This window comes from Sorangium aterium (assembly GCF_028368935.1).
Classification (GTDB): Bacteria; Myxococcota_A; Polyangia; order Polyangiales; family Polyangiaceae; genus Sorangium; species Sorangium atrum.
In genome coordinates this window covers 3,333,043-3,352,534 of record NZ_JAQNDK010000001.1, presented here as the reverse complement: position 1 = coordinate 3,352,534, position 19,492 = coordinate 3,333,043, and the positions used below count along the sequence as shown (strand labels likewise).

General features: G+C 73.2%; 18 protein-coding genes. 10 read left to right on the top strand and 8 right to left on the bottom strand.

What is annotated here, in order from left to right:
* Positions 1–106: 106 nt before the first annotated feature.
* From POL72_RS12380 to POL72_RS12370, 3 genes are read left to right on the top strand one after another with little or no spacing between them, the layout of a single operon-like run.
* Positions 107–391, top strand: coding sequence for a hypothetical protein (locus tag POL72_RS12380; protein ID WP_272095357.1), 285 nt, complete (start codon positions 107–109; stop codon positions 389–391).
* Positions 303–1,148 carry a Smr/MutS family protein gene (locus POL72_RS12375; protein ID WP_272095356.1) on the top strand — a complete coding sequence of 282 codons (846 nt, stop codon included), beginning with the start codon at positions 303–305 and terminating at the stop codon, positions 1,146–1,148. Before POL72_RS12380 ends, POL72_RS12375 begins: the two co-directional genes overlap by 89 nt.
* Complete coding sequence (locus POL72_RS12370; RefSeq protein ID WP_272095355.1) at positions 1,145–1,855, top strand: hypothetical protein; 711 nt, start codon at positions 1,145–1,147, stop codon at positions 1,853–1,855. Before POL72_RS12375 ends, POL72_RS12370 begins: the two co-directional genes overlap by 4 nt.
* Before the next feature lie 83 nt (positions 1,856–1,938).
* Here the strand turns inward: POL72_RS12370 and POL72_RS12365 are convergent, their stop codons facing one another.
* Positions 1,939–2,775, bottom strand: coding sequence for a hypothetical protein (locus POL72_RS12365; RefSeq protein WP_272095354.1), 837 nt, complete (start codon positions 2,773–2,775; stop codon positions 1,939–1,941).
* 25 nt (positions 2,776–2,800) lie between these two features.
* Positions 2,801–3,817 (bottom strand): isocitrate/isopropylmalate dehydrogenase family protein, encoded by a 1,017-nt coding sequence (locus POL72_RS12360; protein WP_272095353.1) that lies wholly within the window; start codon positions 3,815–3,817, stop codon positions 2,801–2,803.
* Positions 3,818–4,119: 302 nt separating this feature from the next.
* On the opposite strand from POL72_RS12360, the gene POL72_RS12355 reads away from it, so the two are divergent.
* Positions 4,120–5,001 (top strand): OmpA/MotB family protein, encoded by an 882-nt coding sequence (locus tag POL72_RS12355; RefSeq protein WP_272095352.1) that lies wholly within the window; start codon positions 4,120–4,122, stop codon positions 4,999–5,001.
* 77 nt (positions 5,002–5,078) lie between these two features.
* Here the strand turns inward: POL72_RS12355 and POL72_RS12350 are convergent, their stop codons facing one another.
* A complete protein-coding gene (locus POL72_RS12350; protein WP_272095351.1) occupies positions 5,079–5,915 on the bottom strand; it encodes an AraC family transcriptional regulator in 837 nt (278 codons plus the stop codon).
* A 76-nt stretch (positions 5,916–5,991) separates the two neighbouring features.
* Between POL72_RS12350 and POL72_RS12345 the strand changes: the two genes are divergently transcribed.
* Positions 5,992–6,774 (top strand): class I SAM-dependent methyltransferase, encoded by a 783-nt coding sequence (locus POL72_RS12345; RefSeq protein WP_272095350.1) that lies wholly within the window; start codon positions 5,992–5,994, stop codon positions 6,772–6,774.
* 53 nt (positions 6,775–6,827) lie between these two features.
* On the opposite strand, the gene POL72_RS12340 is transcribed toward POL72_RS12345, so the two are convergent.
* Entirely contained in the window at positions 6,828–8,561 is a 1,734-nt protein-coding gene (locus tag POL72_RS12340) for a hypothetical protein (protein WP_272095349.1), read from the bottom strand.
* A 351-nt stretch (positions 8,562–8,912) separates the two neighbouring features.
* Positions 8,913–11,465, bottom strand: coding sequence for an alpha/beta fold hydrolase (locus POL72_RS12335; protein WP_272095348.1), 2,553 nt, complete (start codon positions 11,463–11,465; stop codon positions 8,913–8,915).
* Positions 11,466–11,686: 221 nt separating this feature from the next.
* Here POL72_RS12335 and POL72_RS12330 point away from each other — a divergent pair, with 221 nt between their 5' ends.
* Positions 11,687–12,019, top strand: coding sequence for a transcriptional regulator (locus POL72_RS12330; RefSeq protein ID WP_272095347.1), 333 nt, complete (start codon positions 11,687–11,689; stop codon positions 12,017–12,019).
* Positions 12,020–12,041: 22 nt separating this feature from the next.
* Here the strand turns inward: POL72_RS12330 and POL72_RS12325 are convergent, their stop codons facing one another.
* Positions 12,042–13,031 (bottom strand): tetratricopeptide repeat protein, encoded by a 990-nt coding sequence (locus POL72_RS12325; protein ID WP_272095345.1) that lies wholly within the window; start codon positions 13,029–13,031, stop codon positions 12,042–12,044.
* 336 nt (positions 13,032–13,367) lie between these two features.
* Here POL72_RS12325 and POL72_RS12320 point away from each other — a divergent pair, with 336 nt between their 5' ends.
* The 3 genes from POL72_RS12320 (at position 13,368) to POL72_RS12310 (ending at position 16,947) form a co-directional block, all read left to right on the top strand.
* Positions 13,368–13,937, top strand: coding sequence for a hypothetical protein (locus tag POL72_RS12320; protein WP_272095344.1), 570 nt, complete (start codon positions 13,368–13,370; stop codon positions 13,935–13,937).
* A 237-nt stretch (positions 13,938–14,174) separates the two neighbouring features.
* Entirely contained in the window at positions 14,175–15,374 is a 1,200-nt protein-coding gene (thrS, locus tag POL72_RS12315) for a threonine--tRNA ligase (protein WP_272095343.1), read from the top strand.
* Between the two features lie 139 nt (positions 15,375–15,513).
* Positions 15,514–16,947 (top strand): cytochrome P450, encoded by a 1,434-nt coding sequence (locus POL72_RS12310; protein ID WP_272095342.1) that lies wholly within the window; start codon positions 15,514–15,516, stop codon positions 16,945–16,947.
* 7 nt (positions 16,948–16,954) lie between these two features.
* Here the strand turns inward: POL72_RS12310 and POL72_RS12305 are convergent, their stop codons facing one another.
* The gene (locus POL72_RS12305) at positions 16,955–17,263 is read right to left on the bottom strand and encodes an ArsR/SmtB family transcription factor (RefSeq protein WP_272095341.1); all 309 of its coding nucleotides are present in this window, start codon (positions 17,261–17,263) and stop codon (positions 16,955–16,957) included.
* Positions 17,264–17,304: 41 nt separating this feature from the next.
* Positions 17,305–17,784, bottom strand: coding sequence for a VOC family protein (locus POL72_RS12300; protein ID WP_272095340.1), 480 nt, complete (start codon positions 17,782–17,784; stop codon positions 17,305–17,307).
* A gap of 298 nt (positions 17,785–18,082) precedes the next feature.
* On the opposite strand from POL72_RS12300, the gene POL72_RS12295 reads away from it, so the two are divergent.
* Positions 18,083–19,414, top strand: a complete 1,332-nt coding sequence (locus tag POL72_RS12295) for an aminotransferase family protein (RefSeq protein ID WP_272095339.1) — start codon at positions 18,083–18,085, stop codon at positions 19,412–19,414.
* Positions 19,415–19,492 lie beyond the last annotated feature (78 nt).

Below are 19,492 nucleotides of genomic sequence, written 5' to 3'. Positions count from 1 at the left end.
ATGCTGCGCCCGATGCGCTCTCACGACGCGGCCCGCCCCGGCGCGCCGCAAGCCGCCCCCCTCGCCCGCCGAGCTCTTCCATCGCATCTTCGAGCTGCTCGCCGACATGGAGGGAGCGCAGAGGGCCAAGGTCATCGACCTCGCGCGGCGCCTCATCCCCACGCTCACGGCCGAGGACATCCGCAACCCGCACGACTTCCCCGGCCTCGACGACCCCGACTGGCACTTCGAGGACGGGCAGCTCGCCGGCATCGAAGCCGTCCGGTTTGCACTCCGCGGCCTCGCGAGCGATGTTCTGGGGGATGGCGAAGGGCGCGAAGCGCGAGAGAGACCCGAAATCGGCGGCCAGCCCGGCGCGAGCCGCGAAGGCGGCGGCGCGCAAGGCGGATGAGGCGTTCTATCAGCCGTTCGCCACGCTCCGGCAGCTGAACAAGCCCAAGGCCAAGCCGGCGCCCGAGGCCAAGACCAAGGCGACGGCGTCCTCGCCCGAGGCGAAGGCCAAGGCGACAGCGTCCGCGCCCGAGGCGAAGACGAAGGCGAGATCGATCGCGCCCCCGGGCGCCGGCGCGGCGCCGCGGGCAGGCGCCGAGCAGGCGCCGCGGCCCGTCGACCCCGAGACCTTCGCCATTTACATGGCCGGCGTCCGCGTGCTCGAGGATCGCGCGACCCGGATCCCGGTCACCGCCAGCCGCGTCGAGCGGGCCGCGCTCCCGACGATCGCGTTCGACCCGGACGAGGACGCGCGCTCGCGCATGCGCTCGCTCGTCATCGAGGGGATCAAGTTCGAGACCACGGACGACAGCGAGCGCATCGAGGGCCGGCGCCTCGACGTCGATCCGCGCGAGCTCAGGCGGCTCCGCCGCGCACGCTACGCCGTCGACGGCACCCTCGATCTGCACGGCCTGAGGCTCGAGGCGGCGCGCGAGGCCGTCGAGGCGTTCGTCTGCAAGCGGCAGCGCGACGGAGACCGCGTCGTCGCCATCGTCCACGGCAAGGGCAACCACTCGCCCGGCGGCCACGCCGTGCTCCGCGGCGAGATCGCGGCCTGGCTCAGCAACGGCCGCGTCGCCCGCCACGTCGCCGCCTTCGCGACGGCCCCGGACGTGGAGGGCGGCGCAGGCGCGTTGCTCGTGCTGCTCACGCGATGAGGTCCGCGTCGCGCGCCGAGCCCGGCGGAGCGCCGGGGCACGGGTCGCAGCCGAAGGCGCGCGCGCCGCGCCGCGCCCTCGCGCCGGCCGCCGCGCTGCTCGCCCTGGTGCCCGCGTGCGCGCCGGCGCCAGCCGCGCCGCCCGAGCCGCCGAGGCCCGCGCCGCCAGCGCAGGCGGCGTCGACGCTCGGCGACGGGGAGCGCGGTGAATACCGCTCGGATCGCTTCGATCTCCGGCTCCCGCTGCCCGATGCGCGCGGCTTCCGCGTCGAGGACGGCGAGGGCCCCTGGCTCGTCGCGACCCACGCCGCGTCGTCGACGTCGCTGCTCGTGCGCACCTGGCGCGAGGACGGCCGCGCGAGCCGCGCGGCGTGCGAGGCGCGCGCGCGGCTCTGGCGCGACCTGCCGAGCCCCGGCGAGGGCCTCACCGCCGCCGAGCGCCGGATCGACGTGCCGGAAGGGTTCGACACGGTCGTGGCGATCGGTGTCGCCGACACCCCGCCGGGAGCGCCGATCGACGGCTTCGCGGTCGCCTTCGGCGGCTCCGGCCGGCGCTGCTTCGCCTTCATCGCGGAGACGCGCGCCGCGGGGCCCTCGGCGGAGCAGCTCGTGGCGGAGCGGCTCGCCGCTGTGGTCGAGATCTCGCTCGGCGGCCTCCGCCTCGTGCGCGAGGTCGCGCCCGCCGTGCCGCGCGAGCCGCCGCGGTGAGCCGCCGCGAGCCGCCGCGGTGAGCCGCCTGCTGTGACCCGACTGCTGTGACCCGACTGCTGCCGCCGCGGTGAGCCGCCGGCTCAGCGGTAGACGCCGCTCCGCGCGCGGGACTCGAGCGCCGCGGCGAGCTCCTCCTCGCCGATCGACCAGGCCTCGGCCGACAGCGCGCGCGCCTCGACCGGCTGGAGCGCCTCCACCGCGTGCGGCGCGAGGCGCAGCCGCGACAGCGACAGGAGGCGCTCGAGCGCCTCGGACGCCACGCCGCCCTGGAGCTCCTGCCGCCACGCGCGATCGATCGCCTCGAGCCGCGCGGGGCTCTTCCACGCGTCGGCGATCACCACGCGGCCGAGCCGCGCGTCGATGGCGTCGATCCCCGTGGGCAGCGCGACGATCGCCTGCTGCGCCGCGCGCGTCGGGTCGCCGAGGCCCAGGGAGAGCAGCGCGCGGGCCGCTTCGAGCAGCCGCGCCTCGTCGGGCCGGAGCGCGGCCCGATCGACCGACGGGAGCCGCTCCAGCGCGGCCGCGTAGCGCTCGCGGCGCGTGGCGTCGATCACGGCGGCCAGCGCGCGCAGGACCCTCGCCGTCGGCGGAGAGAACCACGGATCCGCGCCAGCGCGCGGGCGCTGCGCCGGGTCGTCGAGGTCGAGCGCGGCGGCGCGCCACAGCGACGCGCGCGCGTCGAGGACGGCGCGCGTCGCCTGCACCGCGAGCACGAAGAATGTGACGGCGGGGAGCAGGCCCTTCACGCCCCAGATCTCGCTGAGGAAGTAGCTCGCCGCGACGATGGACGAGAGCGCGAGGAACAGCACAAGCCGCCGCCGGCGCCTCGCCTCGTCGCCCGTGGCGCCGGCAGCCCCATCCGTCGCGCCGACGAGCTCGGCGCACCACTCGAGCAGCCACGTGAAGGCGGATCCCACGTCTGCGGGATCAGGATGCCCTCCGCTAGGCCTCCGCGCGAGGCCTTTCGATCTCCGCGCAGAGCGCCCGGGTGAAGTCGCCTGTGCTCGCGGCGCCGCCAAGGTCGCGCGTGCGCACCTGGCCGGCCCGGTAGAGCGTCGTCAGCGCCCGCTCGATCCGATCGCCCGCGTCGTGCTCGCCGAGGTGCCGCAGCATCATCACGGCGCTCTGCACGAGCGCCGTCGGGTTCGCGTAGCCCTTGCCCGCGATGTCCGGCGCCGACCCGTGCACCGCCTCGAAGACCGCCGCGTCGTCGCCGATGTTCGCGCCGGGCACGATCCCGAGCCCGCCGACCAGGCCGGCCCCGAGGTCCGAGAGGATGTCGCCGTAGAGGTTCTCCGTCACGATCACGCCGAGCCGGTTCGGATCGCGGACCATCGTCATGGCGGCCGCGTCGACGATCATCTCGCCGAGCTGGATCTCGGGGTGCCCCACGGCCACCCTCCGCGCGCAGTCGAGCGCGAGGCCGTCGGAGATCTTCATGATGTTCGCCTTGTGGACGATCGTCACCTTGCTCCGGCCGTGCTCCTTCGCGTACCGGAACGCGAACTCCGCGATGCGCGTCGAGCCCCGCTCGGTCGTGAGCTTGATGCTCTGGGCCACGCCGGGCAGGATCATGAGCTCGAGCCCGGCGTAGAGCCCCTCGGTGTTCTCGCGCACGATGACCATGTCGACGTCGAACCGCGTGTCGACGCCCGGCAGGCTGCGGATCGGCCGCACGTTCGCGTAGAGATCGAGCGTCTGCCGGAGCGTCACGTTGACCGAGCGGAACCCGCCCCCGATCGGCGTCGTCACCGGGCCTTTCAGGGCGATCCGGTTCTTCCGCACGGCGTCGATCACGGGGAGGGGGAGCGGCGATCCAGTCAGCTTCGCGACCTCGATGCCCGCGTGGTGGATCTCCCAGTCGACGGCGACGCCGGCGGCGGAGACCACATCCTGAGTCGCCGTCACGACCTCCGGGCCGATGCCGTCGCCCGGGATCAGCGTGATGCGATAGGCCATGGGCCGTCCCAATAGCAGGTGCGCAGGCGGGAACAATGGACAAGCGCACCCGTGTTGCGATGGCGCATACACGCGCCGCGTCAGCGCGCCGCGCCTGGCTGACGCGGTGATGGGGCGCGGCGACGGAGAGAGGCGCACGAGGCAGCGGGTCGGGCGGCTCGATACGGCCTTTTACAATCGCGCGCGACCTCGGTAGGGTACGCCTCCGCACGGCCTGACAGGCCGCTGTCCCCTGGAACCGGGCGCGGGCCGGGCGATCGGCCCCAGCTCATGTTCACCAACTAGAGTGAAGGAGCGTGCTCATGCACCCTCGTGTCTTGAAAGGTCGCAGAACCGCTTTCGCGGCCTTCCTGCCTGCCGTGATCGCGTCGTCCTCGCTGGGGTGCGGCTACTCCGAGGAGGAGTGGAAGGCCCAGCTCGACAAGTACAACCGCCTTCAGAGCCAGCACCAGACCACGGAGGGCCGCCTCGCCGAGACGCAGAAGGAGCTCGAGGCGACCCAGGCGAAGGTCGCGGAGCTGACGAAGCAGCTCGAGGCGGCCGGCGTCGACATCAGCAAGCTGAACGAGAACCTCCAGGCGACGAGCACGCAGGTGTCGCAGCTCAGCTCGACGCTGGAGGAGCGTGAAAAGGCGCTCGCCGAGTTCAAGGCCCGCGCCCGCCAGCTGGAGGCGATCAAGGCGCGGTTCGAGACGCTCAAGAAGAAGCTGGACGAGCTCACGAAGCTCGGCCTGGCGGTGAACATCCGGAACAACCGGATGGTCATCTCGCTGCCGGGCGACGTCCTCTTCGACTCCGGGCGCGAGACGCTGAAGAAGGAGGGCAAGGAGATCCTTCTCAAGGTGGCGACGGTCGTCAAGAACGACAAGTCGCTGCTCCAGCGCGACTACCAGGTCGCCGGCCACACGGACAACAAGCCGCTCGCGGGCGGCCAGTTCCGCGACAACTGGGGCCTGTCGCTGATGCGCGCCCGCGAGGTGCTCGTGTTCCTCGTCAGCCCGGCCGACGTCAAGGGCGGCGGGGGCGCGCTCCCCGTCGCGAACTGGAGCGCGGCGGGCTTCGCGGACACCGATCCGGTCGCGACCAACGACACCGACGAGGGCCGGCAGAAGAACCGCCGCTGCGACCTCATCGTGGTGCCGAGCGTCGAGGAGATGCTCGACCTCCGGGCGATCACGCAGTAACTCGCGGCGCACGCCGCCGCCCGCGGCGCGCTCTTCGACGGTCGCGTCCGCGCCGTCAGGTCGGCTCGGGTCAGCTTTTAGCTTTTGTGTCCACCGCCCGGCGATGGCCGGGCGGTCCTGCGAAACTCGCTCGGCGTCTGGCCGGTGACGGCGCGGAACGCGGCGGCGAACGCGCCGAGGCTCTGAAAGCCGACGTCCAGCGCGACCTGCGTCACGCTGGCGTTCGGGCCGGAGAGCAGGTCGATCGCCCGGAGAACGCGCGCGCGGGTGACGAAGCCGCGCCACGTGACGCCGGTCTCCTCGCGGAACCGCCGCCGTAGCGTGCGCTCCGTCGCCCCTGCGAACGCCGCGGCCCGCGGGAGATCGGCGCTGGAGACGTCGCGCAGCGCGCACTCGATCGCGCGCTGCACCGGCCGCGTCCTGCCGCGGGGCAGCCGGTACGTGGCGCCCCGATCGAGGAGCGGGCCGATGATGTCCGCCATCGCCGCGAAGAACGTGTTGGCCGCGGCGTCGTCCGGACGCCGCGCGACCGGCCAGCGGCGCGCGTAGATCACCATCTCGCGCAGGAGCGCGGGGATCTCGAAGATCCTCACCGCCGCGAGGGGGGAGGGGAACGCGGCGGGCTCGAAATAGATCGAGACGATGGACGCGTCGCCGCAGGTGGTGGCGTGCCGCTCGCCCGCGGGGATGAGCGCGGCGAGCTGCGGGGGAAGCAGGAAGGACGCGTCCTCGACCTCGAGGCGCGCCGTGCCGGCGAGCGGGCAGAGCAGCTGGTGCCGCGCGTGGGTGTGCCAGCCGTAGGCGGCTCCCGGCAGCTCGTCTTCGTAGGAGAACGCGCGCGCGCCGGCATGATCGAGCCCGAGGCGCGCGAGGTGCTCGGTGGTCTCCGTCGGGGTCAGGACGCGGGCTTGCAAGGCGTGGCCTCTCGGCGGCGATCTTTGTCCGTTCGCCGGCAGCCGTAAAGCCGAAGAGCGTCCACCCTCGAACGCCATGAAGCAAGCCACTCCCACGGCGCACGATGCGTTGATACAGGAACAGTTCACCCGCCAGGCCAGGCCGTTCGCCGAGGTCCAGGCCCACTCGGCGGAGTCCGCCATGGGGCTGCTGCTCGACGCGCTCGCCCCGGCGCCGGGCGACGCGGCCCTCGACGTGGCCTGCGGGCCGGGGATCGTCGCCTGCGCGCTGGCCCAGCGGGTGGCGAGCGTGCGGGGGCTCGACATCGTCCCGGCGATGCTGGACGAGGCGCGGAAGCGGCAGGCGAGCCTCGGCCTCTCCAACGTCACCTGGGAGCTCGGCGACGCGAGCCGGCTGCCCTATCCGGACGAGAGCTATCGCCTGGTCACGACGCGCTACAGCTTCCATCACCTGCTGGAGCCGCTCGTGACGCTGCGCGAGATGGCCCGCGTGTGCCAGAGGAGCGGGCGAGTCGCCGTGATCGACGTGGCGCCCGCCGCGGACAAGCAGGCAGCGTACGATGCCGCGGAGAAGATCCGCGATCCGTCGCACGCGAGCGCGCTCACCGAGCGGGAGCTCCGAGCCCTGTTCGACGCAGCGGGGCTGGAGATCGAGACGACGACGCGGTACCGGCTCGAGGTGGAGCTCGAGGCCGCGCTCCGGGCCTCCTTCCCGGAGCCCGGCGGAGCGGACCGGCTCCGGGCCCTCTACCGCGCCGACGTCGGCGTGGATGCGCTCGGCGTGGGCGCAGAGCTCCGGGGAGACGAGGTCCACTTCGCGTATCCGATCGTGATCCTGGTGGGCCGGAAGCGCGGCTGAGCCGAGAGGCACCTTCTGCCAGCGACTGGAGCGATGCGCCAGGGCTCCGCTGCTCAGGGGAGCAGCGCGGCCGGGCAGGAGGGGTCGGTCGTCGCCTCGACGTCGTCCACGTGCAAGGCCTCGTCGTCGAGCGGCGCGTCGCAGGTCCCGCTGGCCTTTATCTTGAACGAGAGCTGCTGGGGCCCGCCCGCCGTGCGCGGATCCAGGCAGATCGTCTGTTGCGTCCAGCGCTCGCTGGCCGCCAGGGCGCCCCCTGGCGTCGAGGAGGCGGTCGCCTCGAGGAGGTGGCTCGTGCGGTACCAGAACTTCAGCGCCGGACCGGCCGTCCCCTGGGGCTCGGGGACGGTGAACACGGTGGAGGCCGAGGGCTCGCGGCACGGCTTCCGCACGGACAGCGAGAGCGAGACGTCGCCGGCGTGCGCGGCCGCCGAATCGACGGCGAGCCTGGCGCTGCCGCGCGCCGGGTCCTCCGCGTTGAGGACCCATGTCGGCGAGAGGCCGGCGTCGGCGCCGTCGTTCTCGAAGCCGGGGTCGAAGAGCGGCGCGTCTTCGGGGCAGCGGTCGTCAGAGACGATGGCGAGATCATCCACCGTGAAGTCCCGCTCGTTCTCGTCCATGCAAGGCTGGCTGTGCCGGTTCCGGAAGGCGAACGCGAGGCGGTGCGCCATGCCGAGCGCCCACCGGGGCAAGCAGGCATGCGAGACCCGCGCCTCGCCCGTGCCCGTCAGGGCCGTCAGCCGGTGCGCGCTCAGCATCACGTCGACGATCGCCCCGGGGCTCCCACGGCTCCAGATGCGGAGCGCCGGGCTCGGAAGCGCGGCGGACGGCAAGGGCGCCGAGAGCGTGCCCTCGAGCGAGGGAGCCTGGCAGAACCGTGTGGTGGCGAGATGTCCACCCTTGCCGCCGCCCTGGCCCAGGCCGCCCCCGATCTCGGAGACGCCGCTCTCGGGGGTCGCCTTCCAGCCGGCGGCGCCTGCTTCGAAGTCGCCGTTCAACACCTGGCCAGGCTGCGGGCACTCGTTCATTTCATCAGGCTGAAGGGCGACGTCATCGAACGTCAGCGTGAAGTCCTGTCCGGCGCCCTCATCGCACAGGGGAGAACGCCGGGCGGGCCCGAGGAGCAGCTCGATCGGCCTGCCGTAGGCGCGCTCTCCCAGGCACACGCGTTGCGGGGCAAAGGACGAAGAGGGCATGAGATCGAGGTCGGTGAACCCTCCGTCGATCCGGACCCCGACCCCCGGAGGGCCGAGGCAGTCCATCGCGAGCTCGCAGCCGATGCGCGCGGCGAACGTGAGGAGGAGCGGGCCGACGCACGCGAGGTCCGGCAGCGAGAGGCGCTGATAGAAGCCGGCCATCTGGCACACCGCTTCTCTCCCGATGACGCCGGCCCCCGGGTTGCCGTTGCCCTCGATCTCGGGGGAGACGAGCGCTTCCCCTGTGGTGAACCACGTATCCGAGCGCTGGAACGACGGGTCCTGCAGGCCTCCCCGCCAGTCGCAGTCGCCGTGGACCGTCGCGTCCTCATCGGCGCTGGCACACTCCGAAATACAACCGCTGTCTGCGCAGCAGAGCCCGTCGTCGCACCGACCCAGAGGCCCGCACGGACAGCCTTCCTCACCAGGAGGGCAGTCGGCGCCCCCGCCCGCGTCCTCGACGCCTGCGCTCTCGGCGCCGCCCGCGCCCTCGGCGCTGCCGTCGCCTCCCGCCCCGTCTGCGCCCGCCACGCCGGCTGCGCCGGCGGAGCCCTGCTCCGTCCCGGAGCAAGCGCTCGCGAATGCGCCAAGCACGGCAGCGACACAGCAGGTCAACGGGCGTGACCATCGCATCATCAATTCAAGCTAGCGGCCGAATCCCGCGATCGCAAGGTAGATAGGATGTTTCCTTTTTTCGGGCGAGACATCGAGATAAGGAGAACTCTCAAGTCGTATCGGGCGAAGCCGGAGACGCGGACGTCCGCACGCTGAACTCGAGCCCATCGTGACGCGGGCAAACATCGGTTGAGGAAGCGCAGCGAGCGCGAGCGTCCGAGAGGCGGGCGCGCCCGGCGGCTCGTCGTGCGAGCGCAGGAGTGTCCGCGAGAGCTTCGCGGCGCGAGCCGGGCGACGACGCACCGCGTACTTGGCCCCGCGCCGAGCGCGTCAGCCGCCGGAGGCGGCGCCGAGCGCCGTGGAGGGCACGAGGCTCGAGACGGGGCTCCCCCCGGCATCCGCGCCGAGGAAGGCCTGCAGCTCCGCGAGCAGCGGACCCGACTCGCCGACGAAGGGCAGGTGATCGACGCCCGGCAGCTCGACGTAGCGCGCGCCGCGGATGCGGCCGGCGAGGTCGCGCCCGGCCGCCGCCGGGACGGCCCGATCGCCGGCCCGGTGCAGCACGAGCGTGGGGGCGCTCACACGGCTCAGCGCGGCCCGGACGTCGGCCGCCGCGTGTGTCCGGAGCATGCGCGCCGCCCCGCCCGGGCTCGCGCCGTGGCGCAGGTACGCGGCCCAGAAGCGCCGGAACGCGCCGTCATCCGCCGCGGACGGGGCAAGGCGATCGAGGAAGAGCGGCTCGCCCCAGCCGCTCCGCAGCGCGCGCTCCGCCTCCTCGGCGTCCTCGCCGGCGAGCCCGAAGAGGCACCCCGGCCAGGCAGACATCTGCGCCGCGCTCCCGAGCGCGATCAGGGCGCGCGCCCGCGCCGGGTGAGCCGCCGCGAGCAGCGCGCACGGCGCGAACCCGGCGCCGACGCCGAGGAGCGCGGCGCGCGCCACGCCGGCCGCGTCCAGCACCGCCAGCAGATCCTCCGCCTGCTGCTCGGCCGGAACGCCCACGCCCTCGCGCTCGCTCATCCCGGTGCCGCGCTGGTCGAGCACGATGAGCCGCGCCCACGCGCCGAGCTCGGCGAAGAACCGGGAGATGAGCGCGCCCTCCCACGCGGCCTCCACGTGCGTCACCCACCCCTGGACCAGCACCAGATCGATCGGCCCGCCGCCCGTGGTCTTGTAGGCAAGGCTCGCGTCGGCGCTCGTGGCGAAGCGGGTCTCCGCCGCGTGCAGCCGCGCGGGCGCCCGCGTGGAGGAGACCGCCCCCTCCCGCGCGGCCTCGAGCCCGCGCCGCATCGCCTCGGCGACCTGCGCGTACGCGCCCGCCCACGCCCGCGCGGTGGTGGGCGCCCACGCGTCTCCTTCGAGCTCCTCGAGCGCCTCGAGCAGCGCGCGGCCCACGGCGTCGAAATGCTCGGGCAACGCGGCGTACGCCGCGTGGCGGCGCCCGAGCGCCTCGAGCATCTCGACCAGCTTGTCCGGCGCGCGCAGGTTGTCGATCACGAGCTGCAGCGCCGCGGCGAGCTTGAGCCGCTGCTCGCGCATGTCCGGCGGGAACAGCGCCCGGAGCGCCGGCTCGCGGGTGAAGAGCCGCTCGTAGAAGCGCGTCACGAGCGCCTCGGCGCGCGGGGCGAGGCGCTCGAACGAGGCGCGCACGACGTCCGCGCCAGCGTCCTGCGCGCTCGCGGGGGACGACGCGTGGCGCACGATCTGGAACGCCCGGCAGAGCGCCTCGGTCTCCTCGAGCGCGGCCTGCACCTCCTCGGCCGACGCGAAGCGCGCCTCCGGCTCGCGCAGGACGCAGCGATCGATGACGGCCGCGAGCATCTCCGGGACGTCGGGGCAGATCGAGCGCAGCGGCGGGAGCGCCCGCGCCGTCACCCAGCTGGCGATCGCGTGCACCTCGAGCCCCGCGTGAGGCAGCCGGCCCGCGCACAGCTCGTAGAAGACGAGCCCGAGCGCGTAGACGTCGGAGCGGGGCGTGCCGGCGGTGCCCGCCCAGAGCTCCGGCGCGAGGTAGAGCGGCGTGCCCATCATCATGCCGCCGTCGGTCAGGCTCGCGGTCCCGAGCGCGGAGGCCGCGTCGAGCGCCACCGGGATCGCGGTCGTCAGGGCGGACATGTCCGCGAGCGCCCACGGCGCGGGCGCGACGGAGGCCTTCGGCGCGGCGCGAAGGCCCGCGTCGAGGGCGGCGGCGCCGGGCCGGTCGGCGAGCTTGGCGAGGCCGAAGTCGAGCAGCTTCACCTCGCCGCTCGCGTCGAGCATCACGTTCGCCGGCTTGATGTCGCGGTGGAGGACGCCCCGCCGGTGCGCCGCGGCGAGCCCGCGGGCGAGGCCGAGCGCGAGGCGCAGCGCGGACGGCCACGGGAGCGGCTTCGGGAGCAGCTCGAGCGGCTCACCCTCGACGAACTCGTAGGCGATGTACGGCCGCCCGCGCACCTCGCCGATCCGGTAGACGGCGACGACGTTGGGGTGCTGGAGGCGCGCGATCGCGCGGGCTTCGACGCGCAGCCGCTCGATGGTCCTGGGATCCGGGCTGTCTGCCGCGACGAACTTGAGCGCGACGGGCCGGTCGAGGACCTCGTCGTGGGCGAGGTACACCTGCCCCATGCCCCCGCGGCCGAGCGGCCGCACCACGCGGTAGTCGTCGAAGGTCGAGGGCGGCGTCCAGGAGAGCGGGGGCGGCGGCGGCAGCTCGCTCTCGCCGAAGCGCTGGTGCGTCGCGTGGAGGAAGAGCGGCGCCCCGAGGTCGCTGTCGCTCGGGCGCGCCGAGATCCGCGCGCGGCAGCTGTTGCAGCCGGCCACGTGCCCGCGGATGCTCGCCGCGTCGTCGTGCGGGAAGTTGCCCGCGAGCCAGGTGGCCAGGGCGTCGTCGGACGGGCACGGGGTCATGCGCTGCTGTTCTCCGGAGCGGCATTCTCCGTGCGCGCTGTGGGCAGCGCAATGGCCGCGCGGGCTCTGCCGCGCTGCGCTGCCCCGCCGTCGTGAGAGTCAGCACCTGTGCGCCTGTCGTGCCCACGCCGCGCTGGCGAGCGCGCTCGCGCGAGCCGCGAGCCGCGGGCGCGCTCGCGCGCTGGACCGGCGCCGCCGCGGTGTCACGCTCGCGGAGAGCGATGAGCGACCCGAAGCCACCGCCGAGCCCAGCGCCCCGGTCGGAGACGGCGCGGCAGGCGCTCCTGGAGGAGCTCCGCAGGGGAGCGGCGACCGCGTGGGAGCTCTCCACCCGCCTCGGGATGCGGGAGCGCGACGTGGCGCCGCACCTCGAGCACCTCGCGCGCTCGTTGCGCGCGCGCGGCGAGCGGCTCTCGGTCGCGCCGGCGCGCTGCCTGCGCTGCGGCTACGCGTTCGACGAGCGGCGGTCGCTCGCGAAGCCGAGCCGCTGCCCCGCGTGCCGAGGGGAGCGCATCGAGGCGCCGCGGTTCCGGATCGACGCAGGCGAGGGGTGAGGCTCCCGGGCGGCGGCGCTCCTCACAGGGTCGGCCGGTCGGGCGGCTCCGGGCGCCCGCGCCGCGCGGCGCGGGCCTTCACCTCGCCGAGCAGCCGCGGGCCCGCGCGCTCGCCCGCGCCCGCGAAGAAGGCGCGGGCCTGGGTGAGGTCGCCGTGCGCCGCGTAGAGCTCGACGAGCTCTCGCTCCGCGGCCTCGTCGATCGTCGCCTCCAGCGAGCCGGCGCGCCCGGGGCCGAGCTGCACGATCGCGCGCAGCGCCCTCATGGCCCCCTCGGTGGCGCCTCGGCCGCCGATGCCCCGCAGGCTCCACGACTTCACGTAGAGCGCGCGCTTGCGCAGCGGCGCCCCCGCGGCGCCGCGGAGCGCGCCGTCGCAGGCGCTCACCGCCTCGTCGAGGCGCCCCGCGGCGAACGCCAGGTCGGCCAGGGCGAGGTAGGCCTCGGCCGCCTCGCCGGACGCCGGGTGCTCGAGGGCGAGCTGGCGCAGCCGCGCCTCGGCGCCGCGCGCGTCCCCGCCGTCCTGGAGCGCCCGCGCGAGCGCGAGGAGCGCCCGCGGCCGCTGCTCCGCTGCGCGCAGCGCCGGCGCGTCGACGAGCGCGGCGTAGGCCGCCGCGACGCCGGCCCGCAGCCGCGCGGCCTCTGCTTCGAGCGCCGCCCGCCGCGCCGCGCCGCGCGCGCTGTCCGCGCCCGCCTCCGCGGCCTGGTCGAGCACGAAGAGCTGTACGCCGATCACGCGGTAGCGCCCCGCGAGCGACTCCGCCTCACGGAAGAGCGGCTCGGCCGCCGCGCTCGCGCCGGGGTCGGCGCCGCCGCGCGCGGCGGGCGCCGGAGCTCCCGCGCTCGCGCCGGGGTCGGCGCCGCCGCGCGCGGCGGGCGCCGGCGCGCCCTGCGCGGCGCACCCCGCCGAGGCGAGGGTGAGCGCCATGAACGCGGCGACCCGCCGCGCCGCGGCCCTGCGCCGCTCCGTGATACTGCTGGCGGCCTTCGCTGCGCGCTCCACGACCCGTGACACTTCTTCTCCTCGTGACTCGCCGCCGGCAGAGAGGGCGAAACGCCGCGCGCCTCGTGCCGAACGGCCCGGGAAGATAACCGCGGGCGCCCCAGGGACCAGGGCAATCCACGGCGGACGCGCCGATTCTCTCCCTGAACCGCGCGGAGAACAGCGCCTTTCGAGCGCTCTGCGCGGCGGCACACACGCGGCGCGCGCGGGGCGGCGCGACGCGCCGCAGAGCACGCACCTCCAGCACGCTCCGCCTCGGCCCATCCATTGCGTCTCGGCCTTCGTCGTTCCGCGCCCGGACCGGCGCTTCACACCGGGCGGGGGCGTACCCGGATGGAGAGTCACGACATGGCGACAAAGGTGAACTGCCTCCCGTTCACGATCCCCACGATGCCGCGCCTCGGGCTCGCCGACCTGGAGGCGCGCTTCCGGCGCCTCTCGCTCCTCATGTACGACACGAAGGTTCCGATCGCGACGCTGGAGAAGGAGGTCTATCCCTACCTCGCCCGCGGCATCGAGTTCGTCAATCCATGGCGGCGCGTGCGCGGGATCGAGACGTACCAGGTCGGCCTCTCGGGATCTCGCGTCGGCGTCCGTTTCGACCTCGACATCTCCCAGCTGGACGTCCAGCTCTCCGAGCCGCGTGACGCGGGCCGTACCCTGGTCGACAGCACCTTGTACCTGAGGCTGTTCCCGCGCTGCGCGTATCCCGTGCGGGTGATCCTGACCTACGATTTCTGCATGATCGACGGCGGCGAGAGCTTCGAGATCACGCGCATCGAGGAGATGTGGCGCATCGGGGACATTCTTCGGAGCGCTCCGCTGCTCGGCCGCTCCTACGATGTCTTCCGGTCCTGCTCGGGCTACCTCTTCACCGGCGCGCTGCTCCTGTCCCGCGCGGTCGCTGTCCGTCCCTGAACCTGAACCTGACGAGAAACGTCCGGGTTGACGAGATCCGGACGCCGCGATACACATGTCCACGTGAGCGCCGGCTTCACCGCGACCACGACGACCACGACCCGCACCGGCGGGATTGGTCTCGTGTGCGTGCGGTGAGCTGACGAGCATACGAGGAACCAAGCCCCGCCGGGATCCGGACGGGGCACGTCGCTTTGCAGCGCTCCGTCTGGCCGGCCACCGCCGACGGAGACTGACATGCTCGACGAAGACGATCATCGTTATCTAGGCCAGCGCCTCGACCTGTTCCACATCCAGGAGGAGGCGCCAGGCATGGTGTTCTGGCACGCGCGCGGGTTCACGCTCTATCGCCTCCTCGAGGAGGCGGTCCGGCGCCAGATGATGCGTGACAGCTATCGAGAGGTCCGGACGCCCCTCATCCTGCGACAGGCGATCTGGAAGGCCAGCGGCCACTGGGACAATTTCTCCTCGAACATGTTCCGGCTGCACGAGGAGGATCACGCCGCCGCGATCAAGCCGGTGAACTGCCCGGGTCACATGCAGATCGTGGCGCGCATGGCGCCTTCGTACCGGGATCTCCCGCTGCGTATCGGCGAGCTCGGCATGGTGCACAGGGACGAGCCGAGCGGCACGCTCCACGGCCTCTTTCGCCTGCGCCAGTTCACCCAGGACGACGGCCACATCTTCTGTGTCGAGGAGCAGGTCGAGGCCGAGGTCGTGCGCTTCGCGAGCGCGCTGCGCGACTTCTATGCTGGCTTCGGCTTCCGCGACATGGTGGTCGGCTTCTCGACCCGCCCCGCCGAGCGCTCCGGGAGCGACGCCGTGTGGGACAGGGCGGAGGCGGCGCTGTCCGGCGCGGCGAGGAGCGCGGGGCTCGAGTACAGGCTGCAGCCCGGGGAAGGGGCCTTCTACGGGCCCAAGCTCGAGTTCGTGCTGCGCGACCGGCTCGGGCGGAGCTGGCAATGCGGCACGATCCAGCTCGATCTCGTGCTGCCGGAGCGCTTCGACATCACCTATGTCGACGCGTCCGGCGCGCGCCGGCGACCCGCCATCCTGCACCGCGCCCTGTTCGGCAGCGTGGAGCGCTTCCTGGGCATCCTGCTGGAGCATTATCGGGGCGCGCTGCCGCTCTGGCTGTCTCCCGAGCAGCTCGTCGTCGTTCCTGTGACGGACGCGCAGCGCGCCTATGCCGAAGAGGTCCTCCTCGACTTCCAGCGGAAGGGGGTGCGCGCGATCCTCGATGCAGGGGACGACACGCTCTCGCGGAAGATCGCCATTGCGCACGCGGCGGCGATCCCGCTCGTCGCGGTGATCGGAAGACGCGAAGCCGAGCGCCGCTCCGTGACGATCCGTGAGCGGGAGGGCGGGCAGCAGCGCGAGCTTCTGCTCGAGGAGGCCGTTGTCGAGGTGGCGCAGCGGTGCGCGCCGCTCGCCTGAGCGCGGGCCGGCGATCGCTCGGAATCGACGAAACCGACGGAACCGAACGCCGGTCCGCGTGTCGGAATGTCCCCGGCGCCCTGGTCGTCTCCGGCCGGGGACACCCCGACAACCCTCGTTTTACTCACGGAGCAGCACCATGGGAACTCTGCCGCCCGGGCCGAAGTCGCTCGGCCTCGTGGATACCATTCGCGCAGGATTCTTCTCCTCCGAGCCCGTCTTCAGGCGCTACGCCGCCGAGTACGGTCCCACATTTCGCGTGAGGTCGCCGAACGGAGTGCTGACTATCACGGGCGATCCGCAGGCCATCCGCGCGGTCTACGCGGCCGACCCCGACGAGTTCGATGTCTGGGGCGTTCAGCTGACGGAGCCGGTCTTCGGGACCTCGTCGGTGGTCGTGACGGCGGGCGCGCGGCACCGGCGCGATCGGCGGCTGCTCGCCCCGCCGTTCAACGCCGCAGCGATGCGGGGTTATGGCGGCGCGATCGCGGACATCAGCCTGGACGTGGCGTCGCGGTGGCGGCCGGGTCACTCGTTCTCGATGCTCGCGGCGACCCAGGCGATCGCGCTCGACGTGATCGTCCGCGTGGTCTTCGGCGTGAGAGGCGAGGCGCGCGTCGGCAGGACCCGCGAGGCCGTGCTCGGGCTCATCGAGTCGCTGGGCCGGAGCTTCATGATCATCCCTGCGCTCCGCCGCGATTTCGCCGGCTTTGGCCCCTACGCGCGCCACAAGCGCGCGGCCAGGGCGCTCGACGCGCTGCTCTTCGAGGAGATCCGGGCAAGGCGTGCGGAGGGGGACGCTTCGCAGGACATCCTGGGCCTGCTGATGAGCGCCCGCCACGACGACGGCGCGGGCATGAGCGACGTCGAGATCGCGGACCAGCTCCGGGCGCTCCTGTTCGCTGGCCACGAGACGACGGCCATGTCGCTCGGGTGGGCGATGTACTGGCTGCACCGCGAGCCGGCCGTGCTCGCGCGCCTCTGCGAGGAGCTCGACGCGCTCGGCCCCGCGCCCGAGCCGGACGCGCTCGCGTCGCTGCCGTACCTGGAGGCGGTGTGCCTGGAGGCGCTCCGCATCCACCCGCCGGTGGTGGACGTGGCCCGCGTCGTGAAGAGGCCGTTCCAGCTCAAGGGCTATACCGTCCCGGCCGGCGAGGCGATCGCCGCCTCGCCGCTGCTCCTGCACGGCCGCGAGGACCTCTACCCGTCGCCTCAGCGATTCCGCCCTTCGCGGTTCCTCGAGCGGAAGTTCACGCCCTTCGAGTTCATCGCCTTCGGCGGCGGCGCCCGCCGGTGCCTTGGCGCGGCGTTCGCGATGTACGAGATGAAGGTCGTCCTCGGCACGATCCTCGGGAGATACAGGCTCCGGCTCGAGAGCCAGGCGCCCATTCGACACGTGCGCCGCGGGCTCACCATGGGGCCGAGCGGGGATGTGGCGATGATCCTGGAAGGGGAGCGCGAGCGAGCGAGCGCGGAAGGCCGCGCGGCTGCGGTCCAGGGCAGCCCGGCGGAGCCGGCGCTCCGGCCCGCCGCGCCGCAGCCTGCAGGGCGGTGCCCGATGGGCTTCTCCTGAGCGCCTCTCACCGGGGCACCTCGCGACCGGAGCTCCTGCACCAGCATCGCTCGTAATGAGCGGCCCAGTCGTAGACCGCGCGCAGCGGCGCGGCCTCCACGCGGTAGAGCCGCGAGCGCCCTTCCCGGCGGGGCGCGACGAGCCCGGCGTCCCGCAGCACCCTGAGGTGCTGCGAGATCGCCGACTGGGTCACGTCGAACATCGCGCACAGCTCGGTGACCGAGCGCTCCCCGCCGGCCAGCGCGTCGAGGATCGCGCGCCGCGTGGGGTCCGCGATCGCGCGGAACGTCTCGTCCGGGGAGCGCGCGTCCGTCACCTCACGTCACCTCACGCCGCCGCGCGCCACCTCGCGCCACATCACGTCGCCGCGGGGAAGTGCTTCTTGGCGCCGGCGTCCAGCTCCTCCTGCGTGGCCGCCTTCTTCCGCGTCGCGAGCGACCAGCGGTGACCGAACGGGTCGGTCATGATGCCGTATCGGTCGCCCCAGAACATGTCCGCGAGCGGCATCTCGACGTTGGCGCCCGCCTCGACCGCGCGCTTCCAGGTCGCGTCGACGTCGGGCAGATCGAGGTGGAGCGTCACCGCGGTGCCGCCGAACGCCTTCGGCGTGCGGCTCACCCCGCCGCACTGTTCCGGGAAATCGTCGCTGAGCATCACGAGGCCGCCGTTCACCAGGAGGGCCGCGTGGATGAGCTTCTTGCCGTCCGGCGTCGGCTGTTCGGCCACCACCGTCGCGCCGAACGCGCGCTTGTAGAAGTCGATGGCCGCGCGGGCGTCGTCGACCGTCAGGTAAGGCGAAATGGGGGGAGGAGCGGGGGGTTCGTGGCTCGTGGTCATGCGCCGCACCATATTAGTAACCTCTAATATGTCAACGATCGGCATGACGGCGAGCTCGCCCGCTCATGGACGGATCGCGACCGTCCTTGGCGACGGGATCGCGCGCGGCACCGCGAGCGCGCTCGATCCGTCCGAGCGTCGCGGCGGCGACGGCGGAGCGCCGCGCGGAATCGCGGGCGCGCTGCACGGAATCGCGGGCGCGGCGCGCGGGAGCGGGCGAGCGGCGCCGGGGAATTCGCGTGCGAGGAGGTCTGATCACCCTCTACGCTGAGCGCCTCCTCGAACCGCGAAGGTTGCCATGAGCGATGACATCGTCGAGCTGACCACGAAGCACACGTACGGCACCTGGCGCGCCCAGCGCGGCTGGAAGCCGATCCATGTCACCCGCGCGGAGGGCTGCGCGTTCTGGGATGCGTCCGGCAAGCGCTACCTGGACCTGTCCTCGCAGCTCATCTGCTCGAACCTCGGCCACCAGAACGAGGCCGTGATCGAGGCCATCTGCGCGCAGGCGAGGCAGCTCGCCTACATCAGCCCGGCGCACACGTGCGAGGTGCGGGCCAGGGTGGCGCAGAAGCTCCTGGAGGTGATGCCGAAGGGGCTCGACAAGTTCTTCTTCGCGACGTCGGGCACGGAGGCGAACGAGGCGGCGTTCAAGATGGCCCGGCTCTACACGGGCAAGCACAAGATCATCGCGCGCTACACGTCGTACCACGGGTCGACCGCGGGCTCGGTCGCGGCGACCGGCGACTTTCGCCGCTGGTTCATCGAGCCGGCCGGCAAGATCCCGGGCGTGGTGTTCGGCCCGGAGGTGAACTGCTACCGCTGCCCGCTCGGCCGGAGCCACCCCGAGTGCGGCGTCGCGTGCGCCGACTACCTGGCTTACATGATCGATCACGAGGAGAACGTCGCGGCGGTGATCGTCGAGCCGGTCGTGGGCACGAACGGCGTCCTCATCCCGCCGGCCGACTACCTGCCGAAGATCGCCGAGGTCGCGCGGAAGCGCGGCGTGCTCCTCATCGCGGATGAGGTGATGAGCGGCTGGGGCAGGACCGGAAAGTGGTTTGCTGTCGATCACTGGGGGGTGGTGCCGGATATCCTGACGACCGCGAAGGGCGTGACCAACGCGGCCGCGCCGCTCGGGGTCGTCGCGACCTCCCGCGCGATCGCGGACTACTTCGACGACAACATGTTCGCGCACGGCCACACCTACGAGGCCCACCCCCTCACGCTGGCCCCGGTGATCGCCGCGATCGACGAGTATCGCCGGCTGGACCTCCTCGAGCGCGCGACGAAGATGGGAGACGTCGTGGGCGCGAAGCTCCGCGCCCTCAAGGAGAAGCACCCCTCGATCGGCGACGTGCGCGGGATCGGCCTGTTCTGGGCGGTGGAGCTCGTGAAGGACCGCGCGACCAAGGAGCCGTTCAACGTGCCGCAGGACAAGGCGGCTCGGCGGCCCCTGGTGGTCGACGCGGTGGTCGCCGAGGCGGCGAAGCGCGGGGTGTCCGTCATGGGGTGGGTGAGCCACCTGCTCGTGGCGCCGCCGCTCATCATCAGCGAGGCGGAGATCGACGAGGGGATCGCGGCGCTCGACGCGGCGCTCGACGTGGCGGACCAGCGGCTCTCGGCCTGAGGACCTCGGGCGCGACGCGGCCCTTCACGGGCCGCCGGAAGAGCACGTCTGTGGCTGCGGCGAGCGCGCCCGGCGGGG

Bases quoted from the DNA above. Each gene is read 5' to 3' on its own strand.
- POL72_RS12375 (WP_272095356.1), top strand. From the start codon at position 303: ATGGCGAAGGGCGCGAAGCGCGAGAGAGACCCGAAATCGGCGGCCAGC.
- thrS (WP_272095343.1), top strand. From the start codon at position 14,175: ATGCTCGACGAAGACGATCATCGTTATCTAGGCCAGCGCCTCGACCTG.
- POL72_RS12345 (WP_272095350.1), top strand. From the start codon at position 5,992: ATGAAGCAAGCCACTCCCACGGCGCACGATGCGTTGATACAGGAACAG.
- POL72_RS12295 (WP_272095339.1), top strand. From the start codon at position 18,083: ATGAGCGATGACATCGTCGAGCTGACCACGAAGCACACGTACGGCACC.
- POL72_RS12370 (WP_272095355.1), top strand. From the start codon at position 1,145: ATGAGGTCCGCGTCGCGCGCCGAGCCCGGCGGAGCGCCGGGGCACGGG.
- POL72_RS12310 (WP_272095342.1), top strand. From the start codon at position 15,514: ATGGGAACTCTGCCGCCCGGGCCGAAGTCGCTCGGCCTCGTGGATACC.
- POL72_RS12330 (WP_272095347.1), top strand. From the start codon at position 11,687: ATGAGCGACCCGAAGCCACCGCCGAGCCCAGCGCCCCGGTCGGAGACG.
- POL72_RS12360 (WP_272095353.1), bottom strand. From the start codon at position 3,817: ATGGCCTATCGCATCACGCTGATCCCGGGCGACGGCATCGGCCCGGAG.
- POL72_RS12335 (WP_272095348.1), bottom strand. From the start codon at position 11,465: ATGACCCCGTGCCCGTCCGACGACGCCCTGGCCACCTGGCTCGCGGGC.
- POL72_RS12380 (WP_272095357.1), top strand. From the start codon at position 107: ATGGAGGGAGCGCAGAGGGCCAAGGTCATCGACCTCGCGCGGCGCCTC.
- POL72_RS12355 (WP_272095352.1), top strand. From the start codon at position 4,120: ATGCACCCTCGTGTCTTGAAAGGTCGCAGAACCGCTTTCGCGGCCTTC.
- POL72_RS12320 (WP_272095344.1), top strand. From the start codon at position 13,368: ATGGCGACAAAGGTGAACTGCCTCCCGTTCACGATCCCCACGATGCCG.
- POL72_RS12300 (WP_272095340.1), bottom strand. From the start codon at position 17,784: ATGACCACGAGCCACGAACCCCCCGCTCCTCCCCCCATTTCGCCTTAC.